A 17,918-nucleotide genomic window follows, 5' to 3' on the forward strand; every position below is an offset into this window, starting at 1 on the left:
GCGATGATGGCAGCCAGCGGCACCAGCGTTTCGATCCAGGACCTGTCCCTGAATTTCGGCTCTGTATCGGTGCTGCAGACCCTCAATCTCGAGGTCGCAGAGGGCGAGTTCATCGTGCTGCTCGGTCCCTCGGGCTGCGGCAAGTCGACCTTGCTCAACTGCATCGCCGGGCTGCTCGATATTTCCGAAGGCCGCATCTTCATTAAGGGCAAGAACGTCACCTGGGAAGAGCCCAAGGATCGCGGCATCGGCATGGTGTTCCAGTCCTATGCGCTTTATCCGCAAATGACGGTGGAGAAGAACCTGTCGTTCGGCCTGCGCGTTGCCGGCGTGCCCAGGGACGAGATCGCCAAGCGCATCGCCCGCGCCGCCGAGATCCTGCAGATCGAGCCGCTTTTGCAGCGCAAGCCCGCGGCCTTGTCCGGCGGCCAACGCCAGCGCGTGGCGATCGGGCGGGCGCTGGTGCGCGACGTCGACGTCTTCCTGTTCGACGAGCCACTATCCAATCTCGACGCCAAGCTGCGCTCGGAACTGCGCGTCGAAATCAAGCTTCTGCATCGCAAGCTGCAGAACACCATGATCTACGTCACCCACGACCAGATCGAGGCGATGACACTGGCCGATCGTATCGCGGTCATGCGCGGCGGCGTCATCCAGCAGCTCGACGCGCCGCAGACGATCTATAACCGGCCGGTCAACCGGTTTGTCGCCGGCTTCCTCGGCTCGCCGGCGATGAATTTCCTCGAAGGGGAGCTGGAGGCCAGTGCTGCTCCAGTGTTCAGGACCGACGGTGTTTCGGTGCCGCTCGATCGCTATACCTTTGACGGCACGGAGCGCCCGGCCGGCGCTTGCGTGCTGGGCATCCGGCCTGAACATATCGCTTTCGGTGACGCTGCAAAGTCGATGCCGTTTTCCGCCGGCGGTTCGGTCGAGATCGTCGAGCCGATGGGTTCCGACACGCTGGTGTGGACGAAGCTTGCCGGCCGCAACCTCTCCTTCCGCGTCGAGGCGGAACGGACGCTGCGCAGCGGCGATCCGATCCAGTTCGGTTTCGATCCGGCGCGCGCCTCGCTGTTCGACGCCGCGACCGGCAATCGCCTGTGACCCTCTAGAATCATCCGCAAACCATCCTCCCAAGAACGATCCCCCTAAAACGATCTCGCGAAAACGATCCCCCGAAAACATCCCCAAGCCTTCCACCCAAGAAACGGACAGAGACGATGAACTGGTCATTCCAACTCTACAGCGCCCGCAATTTCCAGCCGTGGGAAGGCATCCTGAAAATGCTCGGCAAGCTCGGCTACAAGGAAGTCGAAGGTTTCGGCGGCGTCTATGACGACCCCACGGCGTTCCGCGCCGAACTCGACAAGAACGGGCTTTCGATGCCGACCGGACATTTCTCGATCGATGCGCTGGAGAATGATTTCGACGGCGTACGCAAAACAGCCGACGCACTCGGCATCACGCTCGTCATCTGTCCCTATCTGCTGGCCGAGCAGCGGCCGGCCGACGCTGCCGGCTGGCGCGGCTTCGGCGAGCGTCTGGCCAAGGTCGGCGAGACCGCAAAAAAAGCCGGCTACGGCTTTGCCTGGCACAACCATGATTTCGAGTTCAAGACACTCGCCGACGGCTCGGTGCCGCAGGATCACATCCTGTCGACTGCGCCCGACATCGGCTGGGAGATGGACGTCGCCTGGGTAGTCCGCGGCGGCGTTGATCCGCTTCCGTGGATCGAAAAGCACGGCAAGCGCATCAGGGCCGTCCATGTCAAGGACATGGCCAAGTCAGGCGAAGGCCTTGACGAGGACGGCTGGGCGGATGTCGGCCACGGCACCATCGACTGGGCCGGCCTGATCAAGACACTTCGGGCGAAGAGCGCGGCCAAATATTACGTCATGGAACAGGACAACCCCAACGATATCGAGCGCTTCGCCAGCCGCTCGCTCGCATCCGTCAAGGCTTACTAGGAACAATCATCATGGCAAAGAAACTGGGTATCGGCGTCATCGGCTGCGGCAACATCTCGAAAGCGTATTTCTCGCTGGCGCCGCTGTTTCGCGGCATTGAGATGCGCGCCTGCGCCGACATCAACATGGACGCGGCCAAGGCACGGGCGAAGGAGTTCAAGCTGCGCGCCGAGACCGTCGAAGAACTGCTCAAGGATGACGAGATCGACATCATCGTCAACCTCACCATCCCGGCGGTGCACTACGGGGTGTCGAAGCAGATCCTCGATGCCGGCAAGCACGTCTATTCGGAAAAGCCGTTCGTGCTGTCGGTCAAGGAAGGGCTCGACCTCAAGAGCCGGGCCGAGAAGAAAGGGCTGCGCATCGGTTCGGCTCCGGACACTTTCCTCGGCGGCGCGCACCAGCTGGTGCGCAACCTCATCGACACCGGCGCGCTCGGCAAGATCACCAGCGGCACCTGTCATGTGATGGGCCACGGCATGGAGCACTGGCACCCCAATCCCGATTTCTTCTTCCAGCCGGGCGCCGGGCCGGTGCTCGACATCGGGCCTTACTACATCACCAACCTGATCCAGCTGATCGGGCCGGTGAAGCAGGTGGCGGCCTTCGCGACGACGCCTGCCAAGGAACGCACGATCTCGTCGAAACCGCGCGCGGGCGAAAAAATCCCGGTCAACACGCCGACGACGATCCACGGCCTGCTGGAGTTCGAGAACGGCGCCGTGGTCACGCTCAACACCAGCTGGGACGTCTGGGCGCATGGTCATGCGCCGATGGAACTCTATGGCGAGACGGGCACGGTGTTCGTGCCGGATCCGAATTTCTTCGGTGGCGACGTGCGCATAACCAAGGCGGCAAAACCGGTGAAGAAACTGCCGAAATGGCAGCATCCGTTCGGCGTGCCCAACGAAATGCACGGCCAGGGCATGATGGCCAACTACCGCACCGCAGGCCTTGCCGACATGGCGCTGGCGATCGCCGAGGGCCGGCCGCATCGTTGCTCGATGGAGCTCGCGCTGCATGCCGTCGACGTCATGACCGGCCTGTTGCGGTCGGGCGAGACCGGCAAGTTCGTCGCCATGCAGACCAGCTGCGAGCGGCCGGCTGCACTCGGCGTCAAGGACGCAAAAGGACTGTTGGCGAAGCAGAAATGAGGTAGAAGGGTGTCGGCGCGCTCGCGCCGACACCCATACAATCCAGGATCTGTACCCCATGCGCTGGCAGCCGGCTGAACACCGCTATGAGAAAATGCTCTACAACAGATGTGGGCGATCCGGCCTGAAACTGCCGGCGATCTCGCTCGGCCTGTGGCACAATTTCGGCAACGACACGCCGCACAAGACCAAGCAGGCGATCGCGCGCAAGGCCTTCGATCTCGGCATCACCCATTTCGATCTCGCCAACAATTACGGTCCGCCGCCGGGCTCGGCCGAGATCGCCTTCGGCGAGATATTGCGCACCGACTTCGCCGGCTATCGGGACGAGCTGATCATCTCGACCAAGGCGGGCTATGAGATGTGGGCAGGGCCTTATGGCGAATGGGGCAGCCGCAAATATGTGCTGGCGAGCCTCGACCAGAGCCTGAAGCGGATGGGGCTCGACTATGTCGACATCTTCTATTCGCACCGCTTCGATCCGGATACGCCGCTTGAGGAAACGATGGGCGCTCTCGACCATGCGGTGCGTTCCGGCAAGGCGCTCTATGCCGGCATTTCGTCCTACAATTCGCAGCGCACGCGCGAGGCGGCCGACATATTGAAGCAGCTCGGCACGCCTTGCATCATCCATCAGCCGAGCTATTCGATGCTCAACCGCTGGGTCGAAGAGGACGGACTGCTCGATACGCTGGAAGGGCTCGGTGTCGGATCGATCGTGTTCTCGCCGCTGGCGCAAGGCATGCTGACCGACAAATATCTCGGCGGCATCCCCAAGGGCAGCCGCGCCAGCCAAGGCAAGTCGCTGCGGCCCGCCTTCATCAACGAAAAGACCATCGCCAACATCCAGGCGCTGAACGCGATCGCCGGCAAGCGTGGCCAGACGCTGGCGCAGATGGCGCTAGCCTGGGTGCTGCGCAAGGGCCGGGTCACCTCGGCGCTGATCGGCGCCAGCCGGCCCGAACAGGTCGAGGACTGCGTCGGCGCGCTCAAGGTGCTCGAGTTCAGCGATGCCGAGCTCGCCGAAATCGACACTTACGCACGCGAGTCCGACATCAATCTGTGGGCGGCGTCGGCCGAGCGCAAAGGCCCGCCGCGGAAGTAAGCGGAACAGCCGGCACCGGACATGAATCAAACGGCGGGAAAGATCCCGCCGTTTTGCGTTTATCAAGCTTCGGGCCCGTTCAGGGCTTCTTGGCCGTGCCGAGACCGGCCTTGGGCGCCGCCGCGGCTGCCGGAGCCGGGGTCTTCATCTTGGCTTCGATCCAACCCGTATAGTTGGCCAATCGCGTGTAGATGCCATAGGCATTCTTGTGGCCGCAAGCGGCGGTGCCGTCGGACGGACCTTCGCCCCAGGAGACGACGCCGACCTGGACCGGACCGTTGGCGCCGGTCATGAACAGCGGACCGCCGCTGTCGCCGTTGCAGGCGTCGCGTTCGCCGCTGTCGGTGCCGGCGCAGATCATGTTCTTGGTCAGCGGATCCGACATATCGGCGGCGATCGCATTGGCGGCGGCATCGATGCCCTTTTCCGAATAACGCATCCGATGCGAGAGATCGCCAAGTGCCGCCTTTAGGTCATGCGCATAGATCGACTTGATGCCGCTGTTGCAGGCAGCGCTCGGCTCGAGATCGAGATCGGCCACCATCAGCGCGGTCGGGAAGGTGCCGTCCTGCATCTTGCCCCAGCCGATGACGGTGGTCTTGCCGCTGTCTGGCGTCGGCTCATTGGTGATCTTGATGACCGGCGCATCGGCGGGCTCCGCCAGCCGGAGCAGGCCGAGATCATTGTCCAGCGTCTGTTCGCTGTAGCCCTCGTTGACGATAACCTCGATCACCTTGTAGCGCTTGCCTTCGGTAAGATCGGTGGCGCCGGTCAGCACGGTCACCGTGTCGGGCGAAATCGGCCGGCCCTTGTCGTTGAGGCAGTGCGCCGCCGTCAGCACCCATTGCGGAGCAATCAGGCTGCCGCCGCAGAATTGCGCGTTCGGCTGCGAGGCCGGGCTGGGGTCCAGCCGGGCGCTGGTCAGCAGCGCCACCTGGAACGGATAGGCCCCTTTGTCGGCTTCCTTGCCGCCATAGACGCGGTCGGCCCCGTCGGGATTCTCGGCCTTGGCCTTGTCCCGGGATTCGGCGACGCGCTGCATCGGCGAGACCGCCGCTTCCGGCCTGGCGGCGTCGTCGGCTGCATAGAGCGCGTTGACGGCGGGGAAAGCGGCCGCGATGCCCAGCAGCGATGCAGCGGCAAGCGGCCTGAACCGATGGATAATGTTCACCTTGAAACCCTCCTGAGATGAAAAATGCCGAGCCATGCCGCCATGACGCATAACCAACAGAAGCGGTACCGGTACCTCGATCGCCTTCTGCCAGAACGAACGACATCCGCGCGGTCATAAAACCGAAATACGACTTTTGCTAATCGTGCCCCATCGGGCAGAGCCCACCCAAACCCTATAGCCCCCCACGGGCTACGTGGAAGCGATTTGTCATTGCCAATGTTGGATTATTTTAGGCAGTATATCGACGCGGGTGCGTTTGGCGGAGGGCTTTAACGAGGCCGCCCGGACCGATGATCCGATACGGGCGGGTAACCAAACTAATTTTTTAACTCCACCACGATCTCGACAATATTTCTGTATTTTGCTCCACTCCTTGCTGACTTTTGGGAGAGTCTCACCATGACGAAACTGACAAGCACTATCATTGCGTCCGCACTGCTATCCACCGCACTGTGGACGATGCCTGCCTTCGCCGCCGATCCCGGCTCAGCGAATGCCGGCAATGGCGAAAGCATGCGCGATCTCGGAACGGGCGACTACCAGCCCGGCCGTGCAAAGCCGATCGCGCCGCCGAAACTGACCGAAGATGAAGCCAGCCGGGCAGCGCCGCTGACCGACGAGGGCACGGCGGTCAAATCCTATGGCATCGTCGGACGTTCCGCCGATGGCAAGGACATCAAGATCGATGCAGGCGAGACGCTGAAGGACCTTGTCATCAAGGAATTGAACGCGCCCGCCAACACACCGAACGCCGACAAGACCGGATTGACGGGCGGCGACGAAGCCGGCCGCCAGGTGTTCGGGGCCGACGATCGCGAGCAGATCAAGAACACCAAGACCTACCCGTTCACCGCGATCGGGTATATCGAAGGCAAAGCCAAGAGCGGTTATGGCAGCTGCTCGGGAACCCTGATCGGTCCGCGCACGGTGCTCACCGCCGCGCATTGCCTCTACAGCAATGAAGACAAGGCTTGGCTCGACGACGTCATCTTCGTGCCGTCGCTCAACGGCAACACCGCCGACGATGCACCGTTTGGCGCTTTCAGCTACGAGAGCGTCTATATCCTGCAGGGCTTCATCGACAATTATCAGGGTTACTACGGCTCGGTCATTCCGTGGGACCTCGGCATCATCACGCTGAAGCAGGATGTCGGCACCAATCTCGGCTGGCTGGGTTATGCCAACTATGAGAACCTCGGCGATTTCACCGCAAACATCGTTGGCTATCCCGGCGACAAGCCGATGGGAACGATGTGGAAGGCGACCTGCGAAGTGAAAGCCGAAAACGTCGGCGCGGAGTATTTCCAGTACGACTGCGACACCTATCCGGGGTCGAGCGGCAGCTCGGTCTACGCCTACGACAATGGCGCCAAGCAGCGCGTCGTCACCGGCGTGAACGTGGCCGAAAGCCCCAACGCCAACACTGCGGTGCGCCTGAACGCTGCCAACGTGGCGTGGATCAACAGCCTGTACAAATAAGGCCCGATCTTTCGCCGGCAAACAGCGGCGATAACCAGCACTACCAAACCGGCGGCGGGACGTTCCTGCCGCCGGTTTTTTTGTATCGAAACACCTCTCTTGCACTGTGTTACAGCGGTGCTTACGCTAGGCAATCCAAGGGGTTGGGTAAGATGGCGCGGGCAAGAATGAGCTTTGGAGTCAAAGCGATGGCGGCTGCATCCATGCTGGCCGCACTGACATGCTTTTCCGCTATGGCCGATCAAGGCGGTGCCACACCCGATGGCGCCTGGGCCGAGCGGGTGCAAATCCTCTATAAAAGCGAAACACGTTCGGTGCTGCGCAAGAATGTACGGGTCTGGGATTCCCACCCGGAATTGAGTCTTGATTTCACCTGGGAGCCGGCAGCCGGCGTGTCGCCGGACCGCACCGTCGCAGCCGACGGCACCGTCAACGGCAAGGGCAGGCTGGTCTGGCGCGTACGCGGCTCGGCGAGCTACGACCCCAAGACGATCTATTCCAGCTATTTCGGCGAGATCAGGAATGGCCGCCCCGAAGGACAAGGCCGGCTGGAGCTGCGTTCAGGCGAGATTCTCGACGGCCGTTGGGTCGCCGGCCAGCTCGACGGCCATGCGATCCATGTCGATGCCGACGGCAATCGCTATGAAGGGCAATTCAGGGCCGGTGTGCCGAATGGCGAGGGCAGGCTGGAGACGAAGACAGGCAAGATATTCGTCGGCTCTTTTGCCGATGGGCTGAAGGACGGCAAGGGCCGCACCCGGTTGCCCGGCGGCACCGTGTACTGGTCGCAATGGGCGAAGGGCAAGGAGATCGGCGGTGCGCGCCCCGATGTGCTGGCCGATGCCAGAGTGGGCGGGTTGCTCAAGGCGCAGACCGGCGGCGGTTCCGCCGACAAGGTCGAGATCGGCATTGCCGTCGACCAGCGCATGACGCAGCAGGCCGACATGCAGTACCAGCATCTCGTGCGCGACGAAGACATCGCGATCTATCCGGTGTCGGACCAGTACAATGATGCCTGGAACGGCACCGGAGAGATTCGTACCGGCAATGTCTATGAAGGCATGGACTGGGAGACGGCGCCGGCCTTCGCCGAAGTCGACCTCAAGACCACCGACCAGTCGAGGGTCAAGATCGACAGCCTGGAAATGAAGGTGGCCGCGAGCGAGGCCTACCGCAAGCCGATGCTGTCGATCAGCGAGCATTATGGCTGCGTCGGCTTCCGCCCCGACTTCTCGATCGTCAACAATGGCTGGGGCGACGTGAAAGACATGAAGATGTCGATCCAGTTCACCAGGACCGACGAGGAGGACAACGCGACCGGCGAGCCGAGCCGCACGTTCACGAAGGACATCGGCACTTTCGGCGACGGCGTCGACGTCTCGATCAAGAACGTGCTGATTGAAGCCGGCGTCGACACAACCACGCTCGAGACCGAGCGCTTCACCTGCCCGTCAAGGGACAGCCTGGATGTCTGCCGCGCCCAGGTGGCCAACAAGGTCAAGTTCGGCGACGTTGCCGATTACATCAGCGGCAGCGTCGAGAAAATGAGCGTGACCGGGATTGGCAAGCTCGATTATTCCTGGGCGGACGATCAGGGCGCTGTCTACCAGCAGAGCGAGCCGTTTCGCGTCATCGTCTCGCTGGTCAGCATCGAGGTCCCAGAATCGCTCGCCGAATGCGGCGATGGCGGCGGCGCGTCGCCCGAAGCGCAACGCTACCAGAACATCGAATTTCCGATCGGCAAGACCGATTACAGCATCCCCATGCCGGTGCGCGGCAACAAGAATCTCAGCGCCTACACGGCACGGCTGAAAATGTGGTCGTCAATGTCGTCGATCCATCGCTTCAGCATCGCCGCCCATTTCGCCGATGGCAGCACACGGGAGAGCAAGCCGGCCACGTTCTTCTATTTCAGGCCGAAGCAGTCGCTGTTTGAAACCAGCACCAAGCCGGCGGTCTGCTATCTGCCGGAAGATCTGCAAGGCTGTTGAGGTCCTGTCACGTCCTTTCGGGAATCGCGTTATTTCGAGCCCATCTCGAAATAATTGGGCAGCGGGATCAGCCTGGCAAAGATCGTGCCCTGGCTGAACACCCTGAGTTCCAGCATCGACCCAGACGATCGTTCGGCCTTCTGGTCGAACAGGAAATTGCCGAGCGAATAGATCTCCGCAACATCGCCGCCGCCGAGCGGCAGGATCGCCTCGCTCGATACATGTGGATGACCGCCGACGATTGCCGTGACACCGCGCAGCCGCATCTGGTCGGCAAGCATCTCCTCGCGCGGCGACGGCTCCGTCTTGTACTCGCGGCCCCAATGGACGAAGGCAATCACCGGCCGCTCGGCATTGCCGTGCAGCAGCCGGTCGAGCAAAGCAGGCGTCAGAAGGTCGGTGTTCCTGGAGCCGTTGGTATCGATGTCGGTCAGCCCGACCAGGTCGAGATCGGCAAGCGCCAGCGTCTCGCCCTGCCCGAAATGGGCGATGCCGGCCGCATCGAGTGCGGCCAGCGTCTCGGCATAGCCTGACGGGCCGAGGTCGTAGGCGTGATTGTTGGCGAGGCTGACAGCGGCGACATGCAATTTCTTGAGCATGTCGATGGCGAGGTCTGCGGGCATGGCCAGCGTCATGTCGTCGATCGCTTCAGGGACGTTGGGCAGGATCACGCCTTCGAGATTGACGATCAGCGGCCGCGAGCGGGTCAGGGCCAGCACGCTTTCGACGATCTTCTCGGCAACACCGTCGCGGACCAGGATCTTCTTCATGGCGCGGCCGAAATTCACGTCGCCCGCGAAATAGTAGAGCTTGTCGTCGGGACGGGCAGGATTGTTGAAGCCGGGGCCGAAGGCGCCGAACAGCGCCACGACATAGCTGGTGGTGCGCTCGACATAGTCGCTTGAATGCGCCTGCGAGTTCTCGTTGGCGACGACCAGCGGCGCAGCACCGAACAGTTCGCGCTGCAGCCTGGTCTGGATATAGAGCGCACCGACCGAATCGGCGTGATCCGGCTGGCGCAGCGCCGCGATGCCGTCGAGCGAACCGGCGGCGAGCATGTTCAGCGTCTGCTGGTCGAAACGCCTGGCTTCGTGCTGCGGCAGATAGTGGGAGAAATCGGTGGATTCGACGATCAGCGTGTCCTTGTCGACGATCGCTTTCAGCGCCTGCGCCAGCCGGTCCCAGTCGGCTCGCTTGGCTTTGACCGACATCGCCACCGGCACGATTTCAGCTTCGGGGAAATAGTGATGCAGGAAAGGCAGCATCGCCTGCACGCCATGCTCCCTGGCGAATAGGCAGGAGTCTTCGACCATGTCGCTGTTCGCTTCCAGAAGGTGCACGGCTTCCGTGTCGGCCTGGACTGGACCGAGCACTGTTTCAAAACCGCGCGGCGTCGTGGCGAAGAGTTTCTGCGTCTCGTGGAAATGGTCCGGCGACAGGATGACGATGCGCTTGTTGCGGAAGCCGGACGCGGCATGGAAACCGAGCGCGACCAGATCGGCGACAAGCAGGTGGTGGGGGACGGTGATGCCGGTGAGGCGTTGGTTGGAGGGGGTGAGCTTGGCGACGGCGGAGATGGCGTCGGTGAAGAGCGTGGGGTCGGCGTAGAAGGACGGGAAGTTGGCATCGCCCGGTGGACAGGTGATGGGGGCTGCGGACGCTTGGAGGGGTGACAAAATAAAGAAGGCGCCTGCAAAATGCCGCACGATGGTTTGCGCCCAGGCACCCCCCTCTGTCCTGCCGGACATCTCCCCCTCAAGGGGGGAGATTAGCTGTTTTGCGGTTTTCGCTAATCTCCAACGGTGAAGAAAAAGGCGTCGCCAAAGAAGCTGCCAATCTCCCCCCTTGAGGGGGAGATGCCCGGCAGGCCAGAGGGGGGTGCCTGGGTGCCGACCTCTCACGGCTCAGCCAGCACAATGTTCTCCACGCCGCCGACATAGTAGAACGGCTTCTGCTTGGACGCGGTCAGCCGCAGCACTTCGCGCGAAATATAGTCGGCGAGGCCGAACAGCGTCACGCCGCCGTCGGAGGTCTTGGCCCGGCCGCGCAGGCCTTCGAGGATCGAATAGGTGAAAACGCCATGGCCGAGCTCGGGCATTTCGGCGGCGGTGTTGTTGGCAGCGGTGGCCGAGAAGACGACGATGCGTGCGTCCTGCGCGTCTTTTTCCAGGCGCGGGTTGAAGGCGTTGGCGGCGTGGCAGGTGTCGAGCAGCATGAAGCGCATGCCCTTGGCCCGCTCAACCGATTTCTGGATGTCGCCCCAGTCGACCAGCGAGGAGCGCTTCCAGCGGTCGGCATCCTGTTTGCGGCCGTCCGTGGGGATGAAATAATAGTCTTCGTCGATGTTGATGCCGTGACCGGCGACGAAAATGATGGTGGTGTCGTTCTCGCCGGGTCTGTCGAGGAAGTCGGCGAGCTGGTCGTCGATGGTGTCGGAATCCGGTTCCAGGATGGTGTCGGCGCTGGCGACCTTGAACACGTCCTTGCCGGAATCGGGCGCCTCATCCAGCGCTTCGCGGTTGACCAGAACCAGCGTCTCCATCGCCGAAAACAAGGGCGCGGATTTCTGCGAGATCACCTTGAGGAATTCGGTGGCGTCATCGACGGGATAGCGCAGATCGCAGGCGTGGCCGGCGCATGCATCGGTGAGGAAAGGATATTTGTCGACGCCGATCACGGCGACGTAGAGCTTGCCCTTGTTGGCGGGCTTTTCGGTTTTCCTGCCAAGTGCTGTGACACTGCGCTCGGTCAGATAGCCGAACTCGTTGGTGCCGGTGATGCGAATGGTGTTCTCGCCATTCTCGACCGGCACTTCGACGATGGTGCTCTTGCCGCCATCGGCCGAGCGCGCCGTGACATTGCCGACATTGCGGCTGTTCGACAGGATCGAAAACCCGGCGACGTCGGCGCCTGCTTCCTGCACGCCTGATATTTCGACGGCGACATAGCCTTCGCGGACACTGCTCTGGTCGGCGGCAAGCTTGATGCCGAATTCCGGCGGTTTGCGCTCGAGCAGCTTTTCCAGCTGGCGGTCGACGCCGGGGCGCATTTCCTGAACCGCCTGTTCGGCGCTGCGCAGGATGATGGCCCGGCGCACCATTTCCGGGCTCCAGAGATATTTTTTCAGCTGGCCGGCGCTGATGAAACGCCCTTCGTGGTCGCGACCCTGATTGACGTGCCAGCCTATCAACTTGTCGCCGTCGGCGGAGGAATAATAGTAGCCCTGCGGCATCCAGGCGATCCATTCGGAGCCGGCGAAGAACATCGACACTATCAGTTTGTGTGTCTTCAAATTCCACAGCCGCACGGTCTGGTCGGCGCTGCCGGTGGCCAACAGCCCTTCCTTCTCGGCGGCAACCATGGCGTTGATCTCGCCGGTGTGGCCGGTGAATTCACCCGATAGCTCGGCGGTCGCGGTTTTGTATTCCAACAGCGTGCCGTCGCTGCCGCCGGTGATCAGGCCAAGCCCATTGCCGATCAGCGTGTAAGCCGAATGGACGAAGCCATTGGTGGCGGCATTCTCGATGCTGTGCATCACCTTTCCGCCGCTCGCGATTTCGAGCACGGCATTCTCCAGGCCGTCCTTGCCGCCGGGGGCAGCACGGAGCGACCACTCACCCTCTGCGAGTGCCGCGCGGGCATAGGCGCCCTGTTCCGCAAACGCCACCGGGTCCTCGAAGAACCGCTCGGCCGTCGGTAGCGCCAGCACCTTGTCCAGCGTGCCCTGCAGCTCGGGACAGGACACGCGTTCAGGGCAGGGGTTGGTGTTGCCCCAAGCGATGGAGCTGCTCGCCGCATCGATCCCGATCGCCGTCACCGGTTCGCCGACCCCTTGCAGCAGCGCCTTGCGCTCGCCGGTCATGGGGTTCCAGACCTGGATGGCGTTGCGGGTGCCGCCGGCTGTCGCCACCAGCGAGCCGTCGGCATTGCCGGCGCCAGCAAAGACCGTGCCGTCATGGCCGTTATAGTCGAGCAGTTGCTCGCCGCTGTCGGTATTCCAGACCACCGAGCGATGCTTGTCGGCGCAGCGATAGCTGCATGACGCCACAAGCCGCGAACCCGTCGCGAAGCTCAGAGCGCCGATCTGGAAATCCTGCTTCGGCATGGCGCGGACGAATTTGCCCGTGCTGGCCTGCCAGAGCTGGACGTCGCCGTCCTTGCTGCCGGTGGCGAACAGCCTGCCATCCAATGACACGGCGAGTGCGGCGACGCCGACATCGCGCAGCGGTTCGGCCTCGGCGGGCAAAGCGATTTCCTCTGACTTGGCGACGTCCCAGAGCCGGATGCCATTGTCGGTGGTCGTCGCTGCCAGCCGGGTTCCCGCAGCGGCGAAGGCGAGCTTTTCCACACGCCAGGAATCGGCATCGAATTTTTCCGCCAGCGTCCAGCCCGACGCGGATTTGTCGTCCGCCCGCCAGAGGTAGACGAAACCATCGCCACCGCCGGCGGCGAGCGTGTTTCCGTCGGGTGAAAAGGCGACATCATAGATGGCATAGTCGGCGGCCTTGAGCACGGTTTTGATCCTGCCGGTGGCGAAATCGAACAGCCTGATATCGCCATAAGGGGGCTTGTCGCCGATGCCGGCGCCGAAATAACCGCCGGCGGCGATCGTCTTGCCATCCGGCGACACGGCAATCGCAAAGACCTTGCCGTCATTGCCATTGCCAAGATAGCCGCGAATGGTGCGCAGCGTCACCCCGCTCTGCCAGTCCCAGATGCGGATGGTCTTGTCGTCAGATGCGGAGACCAGTTCCTCGCCGTCCGGCGTGAAGGCAAGGTCGGTGACCCTGGCGCTGTGGCCGCCGGTGTTGAGATCGAGGTGGAAATCGAGGTCCTCGGCACCGGCGGTTGACGTTAACGCCAGAAGACCGACCAGGATTAGCCACCGGATAGCACGCAAGGGATGGGAGCTGCCCGGCACCTTGTTGCGCCGCTATTTGGAGTCGGCGGGCGGCGCCGACCCGTGACGCACATAATTCTCGATCGCCTGGGCATAACTGGCGGAACCGGCCTTGCGCTCTTTTTCGATGTAGCCGGCAAAATAGCTCCAGAACGACACCGCATAGTCGCGGAAATAGGCATCGGCGACATCGCGCGAACAGAGCTTGCCCTCAACGCAGATGGAGAGACGATTGAGGAAATAGACGATGCGATCAAAATTGTCGTTGAAATCGGCGATCGGCATGGTGCCGCCGCCGGCAGTCATCGCCTCAATGCCAATGCGTTGCCGGAAGACCCGTTCCTCGGTCGGCGACGGCGTGGCGCTGAGCAGATTGTCGTATTTGGCGTTGAGCGACGAGAGGCGCTCCTTGAGCGCGCGCTGCGCCTGCTGAAAATCCTTGCTTTCCCAAAGCTCGACCAGCGACATCGTCTGCTCGACGCGCTTCTGTTCCTGGTTTGCCAGAAACTGGAAGACCGAGAAGCCCAAGGTGAAGACGATCGCCAGGCGCACGGCGAGACCCGACCAGGCATAGATCAGCATGCGCCAGTCGCGGTCGGTGAACGGGTTGGCTTCCTTCTTGATCTCGTGACTGCTCGGCCACGGAAAGCCTTCGGTGGTTTCGGGCAAGGTCGCCGGCTTCTTGGCCGGTGCCGGCGCCGATGTGGCTGGCGATTTTTGCGTTGCAGTGCCCCCCGGCTTTTTCATCCGCAGCTGTCCAGTCGGATAATGGCGGTGGGATCGAGCACGATGCCGGGTGTCTCCAGCTTCTTTTTCAGGCAATCGAGCTGCGTGCGCGAAATCATGAACTGCACGTCCGGTTCGGCAGCCGCCTTGCTGGGTGACGGCAAGGGCTCGACCACGCCGCGCGAGGCGCAGCTGGAGAGATCGACGACAACGGCCGTGTTGCCGGTCTTGGCGATCTGGTCGTACTGGTCGAGAAAGCAGGTGGCGAGCTCGGAGTTGGTGACGATCTGCTTGGCGCACAGGCCGCAATTCTCGTCCGCCGAGGCGCTGGCAACCAGCAACAGGCTTCCGGCAAGGCCGGCCGTCGCTGCACGCCAGGAGAGCACGGGGATAGTCACTGATGTCCTCATCTGTTGCATTCAGCCGCGGCGCATAGAAGTGTCGCGAGCCGGGAATGTTCATATATCACGCCGGCAAGAGCCGGCGAAGCGATGTCAGGTCAGGCGCGGGGCACCGTCTCCATCGGGAAGATCATCACCGCGCCTTTGGGACCGCTCTTGTCGGCAAGCCGCATCACCGAGCGCGTCGCCGGCGCCATGCCGATGTCGGCCAGCATGTCGGAAAAACCAGGCGTTCCCGATGCGGCACGCGTCACGGCGCGCACGCCTTCCTGGGCAAGAAAGCTCAGATCCTCTTTCTCGCTCTGCGGCGGCGCCTCGGTCAGCACGGCAATCATGCGCTCCATGCCGAAGCTGGTGTCGGTGAAGGCGAGCAGCCCTTCCTTCAGGCCCTGATCGGCCTGCTGGTTGATCGGCGCCAGCCGCTCGGCGACGATATGGGTGATCGAATAGTCGCTGCCGATGTAGAGCACGTTGATGTCGACGAACTCGTCGGACCCGTTCTTGGCCGCAATGTGTACCTGATCGCCCGGCGAAACGCGCGGCACCGTCGAGGATTCGATCGGCTCCAGCACATCGCTGTCCTGGCGCTTGATCAGGAACTGGACGCTGACCTCGTCCGGCCGGTAGTCGGACGCCGCGGCGAGCCGCGACAGGCCGGTGGCGCGGAAGATCGTGGTCAGGTTCTTGGCTGTGTTTTCCGCAAGCTTGTCGCGGCCATCCTGATGGATGACGATGCGCGGCGGCTTGCTGCCGTCCTTCAAGCTGATGTCGCCGGACGCCGGCAGGAACCACAGCGCCGGTTCGTCGCTGGCGTTGGCGGCAGCGCCGTCCATGGATTTTTCGCGCAGCACCGCAAGCCGCAGATCGGCGCTCTTGCCGGGCTCGACCAGCGCGATGTGGAAGCCGGACTTCGGCTTCGCCACCAATTCGTCCAGAACCGAATTGACCAGCTCGGTTTCTTTATCGAGCCCTGCGGTCGGCGCCGGCTTTGCCACCAGCAGCTTGTAGTCGACTGCGAGTTCGGCAACGCGCGCATAGGCGCCGGCGGGCACCGCCGTCGGCGCAAGCGCCGGCTTGCCGTCGAATTCGACCGGTGCGAGCTGGCTTTCGAGGTTTTTTGCCAATTTCACTTCGAGATAGCCGACGGCGTCGGAGAGCTTCGACAGCGCCGAAGGCAAAATGGCGAGCTTGCTGCCGGGGGTCAGACCCTGCAGCAGCCCGGCGCCGATCGCGACATCGCCGTCCTTGACGGCAATCGGCCATTGCATGACGGCGTCGGTCTTGTCGGTGCCGAACACGCGGGCGTCCAGTTCGCCCTCGAACAGGGGCGTCGGCCTTGTGCGGCCGTCGGCCGAATATTGCTGCAGCACGGCCTGGCCGAGCTGGCGATAGGTGACGTTGGGGTTCTCGGCCAATTTCGACAGGATGGTGAAGGTGAACAGGCCGAAGCGCGGCGCGTCGGGCGTGCCCTTGGGCAGCGGCATTTCCGGCGTCGTCTCGACCGTCTGCGCGGCATAGAAGGCGACCAGCTTGCCCCTGGCGATCGGCTCTGCGCCGGTCGGCGTCAGGTTGAAGGCCGGCTTGCGGCCGCCATTCTCGTCGAAACCGCGCGATGCGCTTGCCGAGATGTCGTCATAGGCCTTCACCGCCGCTGCTCTCGCCGCGTTGTCGCCGCCGACGAGGTCGGCGAACTCGACCTTGCGCTCCAGTTCGTCATCGACTTCCGCGGCGCGCGTCGCGGTGCCCGAATGGCAGCAGTCGAACACCACCCAGACAAAGGCGCCCTTGTCGCGGATGGCGTCGAGTGCGGCGCCGACCTCGTTGTCGACCAGCGCGTTCGGCACGCCCTCTTCGCGGTTGATCCATTTGTCGATATCGGACGGCAGGAAAATCTCGTCGAGGCCGTCGGTCTCGTCACCGGCCTTGGCTTGCGGCTGCTGGGCGCCGTGGCCCGACAGATGCAGATAGACGAAATCGTCGCGTTGCACCTTGCCGGCGAGGTCGGCAAGGGCGGCCTTGATCGCCGCATGCGTCGGCGGGCCGTTGGCGCCTTCGACGTCCTTGGCGAGCAGGATCACATTCTCGGCCGAGAACTTCACCGGATCGGGCGTGTTCTTCAGGAGATAGTCGCGCACCAGGCCGGCATCGTTCTTCGGCCCGATCAGCCAGTTCTTCTGCGGCAGGTTCGGATAGTCGGTGCAGGCAACCAGCAGCGCGTGATAGGTGCGCGAGGCGGCGAGAGCGCGGAACGAAACCGTACCGGCAGCCACAAGCGCCGACGTGCCGACGAGCAGCGTCCGTCGTGTCAGTTTGATCATAATTGCTTCCCCAAGCCCGATCGAATTTGCAAGTGCGGCACCTTTCGTCGCGAATTTTGTCAGTATTTTGAATGTGGTCGGTGCCGTCAATCGGCGGTGGTGGTCATGGTGTCGATGGCGATAACGGAAACAGTGGCAAAAAGCCTGCTTCATCGCTATCTCAAGAGAATTGAGACCGTCGCATGGCAGAAATGATTTGCGAGCGGCGCTGGGTCAAACAGATGGAACGTGATGTCGTCCGAGAACCGCTCCACACTTTTCGGCATCATGCTCTAAACGATCGGAAAACGGGATCATGGCGGCAAGGGATGTGCTGACGAAGAATCAGCTGAGCGTGCTCGAAAAGCTCGAGGCCGCCAGCGGACCGCTCAGCGCCTATACGCTTCTCGACCAGCTGCGCGAGCGCGGTTTCCGCGCGCCGCTACAGGTTTACCGGGCGCTCGACAGCCTGGTGAAGTCAGGCTTCGTGCACCGGTTGGAAAGCCTCAACTCCTTCGTCGCCTGCGCCGAACCGCACGACCATACGCATTCGATGACAGCCTTCGCTATCTGCGACACATGCGGGCAGGTGATGGAGATGTCCGACCATGACGTCGACCATCGGCTGGACGAATGGGTGCGCTCGACCGGGTTTGCTGCGAAGAAGGCGGTGATCGAGTTTCGAGGGACGTGTGCCAAGTGCCTGGCTGAGGCGGCTTAGCTT

General features: G+C 62.7%; 13 protein-coding genes. 7 read left to right on the top strand and 6 right to left on the bottom strand.

Going from position 1 to position 17,918, the window contains the following annotated elements; all coding sequences use genetic code 11:
* Window positions 1–3: 3 nt before the first annotated feature.
* The 4 genes from NKJ57_RS00420 (at window position 4) to mgrA (ending at window position 4,226) form a co-directional block, all read left to right on the top strand.
* Window positions 4–1,104, top strand: coding sequence for an ABC transporter ATP-binding protein (locus tag NKJ57_RS00420; protein WP_502902006.1), 1,101 nt, complete (start codon window positions 4–6; stop codon window positions 1,102–1,104).
* A 116-nt stretch (window positions 1,105–1,220) separates the two neighbouring features.
* On the top strand, window positions 1,221–1,967 hold the full coding sequence (locus tag NKJ57_RS00425; protein ID WP_352510259.1) for a sugar phosphate isomerase/epimerase family protein: 747 nt from the start codon (window positions 1,221–1,223) through the stop codon (window positions 1,965–1,967).
* Between the two features lie 11 nt (window positions 1,968–1,978).
* Entirely contained in the window at window positions 1,979–3,121 is a 1,143-nt protein-coding gene (locus tag NKJ57_RS00430; protein ID WP_352510260.1) for a Gfo/Idh/MocA family protein, read from the top strand.
* A gap of 58 nt (window positions 3,122–3,179) precedes the next feature.
* The gene (gene mgrA, locus NKJ57_RS00435; protein ID WP_352510261.1) at window positions 3,180–4,226 is read left to right on the top strand and encodes an L-glyceraldehyde 3-phosphate reductase; all 1,047 of its coding nucleotides are present in this window, start codon (window positions 3,180–3,182) and stop codon (window positions 4,224–4,226) included.
* A 79-nt stretch (window positions 4,227–4,305) separates the two neighbouring features.
* Here mgrA and NKJ57_RS00440 read toward each other — a convergent pair whose 3' ends face one another.
* Window positions 4,306–5,397 (bottom strand): S1 family serine peptidase, encoded by a 1,092-nt coding sequence (locus tag NKJ57_RS00440; protein WP_352510262.1) that lies wholly within the window; start codon window positions 5,395–5,397, stop codon window positions 4,306–4,308.
* A 402-nt stretch (window positions 5,398–5,799) separates the two neighbouring features.
* Between NKJ57_RS00440 and NKJ57_RS00445 the strand changes: the two genes are divergently transcribed.
* Together NKJ57_RS00445 and NKJ57_RS00450 are read left to right on the top strand one after the other, a co-directional pair.
* On the top strand, window positions 5,800–6,879 hold the full coding sequence (locus NKJ57_RS00445) for a trypsin-like serine peptidase (RefSeq protein ID WP_023691993.1): 1,080 nt from the start codon (window positions 5,800–5,802) through the stop codon (window positions 6,877–6,879).
* Between the two features lie 188 nt (window positions 6,880–7,067).
* Window positions 7,068–8,870 carry an MORN repeat-containing protein gene (locus tag NKJ57_RS00450; RefSeq protein ID WP_352510263.1) on the top strand — a complete coding sequence of 601 codons (1,803 nt, stop codon included), beginning with the start codon at window positions 7,068–7,070 and terminating at the stop codon, window positions 8,868–8,870.
* A gap of 29 nt (window positions 8,871–8,899) precedes the next feature.
* Here NKJ57_RS00450 and amrB read toward each other — a convergent pair whose 3' ends face one another.
* The 5 genes from amrB to NKJ57_RS00475 form a co-directional block, all read right to left on the bottom strand.
* Window positions 8,900–10,618, bottom strand: a complete 1,719-nt coding sequence (gene amrB / locus NKJ57_RS00455; RefSeq protein ID WP_352510264.1) for an AmmeMemoRadiSam system protein B — start codon at window positions 10,616–10,618, stop codon at window positions 8,900–8,902.
* A gap of 149 nt (window positions 10,619–10,767) precedes the next feature.
* Entirely contained in the window at window positions 10,768–13,770 is a 3,003-nt protein-coding gene (locus NKJ57_RS00460) for a hypothetical protein (protein ID WP_352510265.1), read from the bottom strand.
* Window positions 13,771–13,803: 33 nt separating this feature from the next.
* Window positions 13,804–14,517, bottom strand: coding sequence for a DUF4760 domain-containing protein (locus NKJ57_RS00465; RefSeq protein ID WP_023700125.1), 714 nt, complete (start codon window positions 14,515–14,517; stop codon window positions 13,804–13,806).
* Window positions 14,514–14,894: a hypothetical protein gene (locus NKJ57_RS00470; protein ID WP_245261352.1), complete on the bottom strand. Its 381-nt coding sequence runs from the start codon at window positions 14,892–14,894 to the stop codon at window positions 14,514–14,516. The genes NKJ57_RS00465 and NKJ57_RS00470 overlap by 4 nt, the downstream gene beginning before the upstream one ends.
* Window positions 14,895–14,995: 101 nt before the next feature.
* Window positions 14,996–17,215: a caspase family protein gene (locus tag NKJ57_RS00475; protein WP_023704223.1), complete on the bottom strand. Its 2,220-nt coding sequence runs from the start codon at window positions 17,213–17,215 to the stop codon at window positions 14,996–14,998.
* A gap of 295 nt (window positions 17,216–17,510) precedes the next feature.
* Between NKJ57_RS00475 and NKJ57_RS00480 the strand changes: the two genes are divergently transcribed.
* Entirely contained in the window at window positions 17,511–17,915 is a 405-nt protein-coding gene (locus tag NKJ57_RS00480; protein WP_023669789.1) for a Fur family transcriptional regulator, read from the top strand.
* The last annotated feature ends 3 nt before the right edge of the window (window positions 17,916–17,918 follow it).

Source organism: Mesorhizobium sp. M0077 (assembly GCF_040322955.1).
GTDB lineage: Bacteria > Pseudomonadota > Alphaproteobacteria > Rhizobiales > Rhizobiaceae > Mesorhizobium.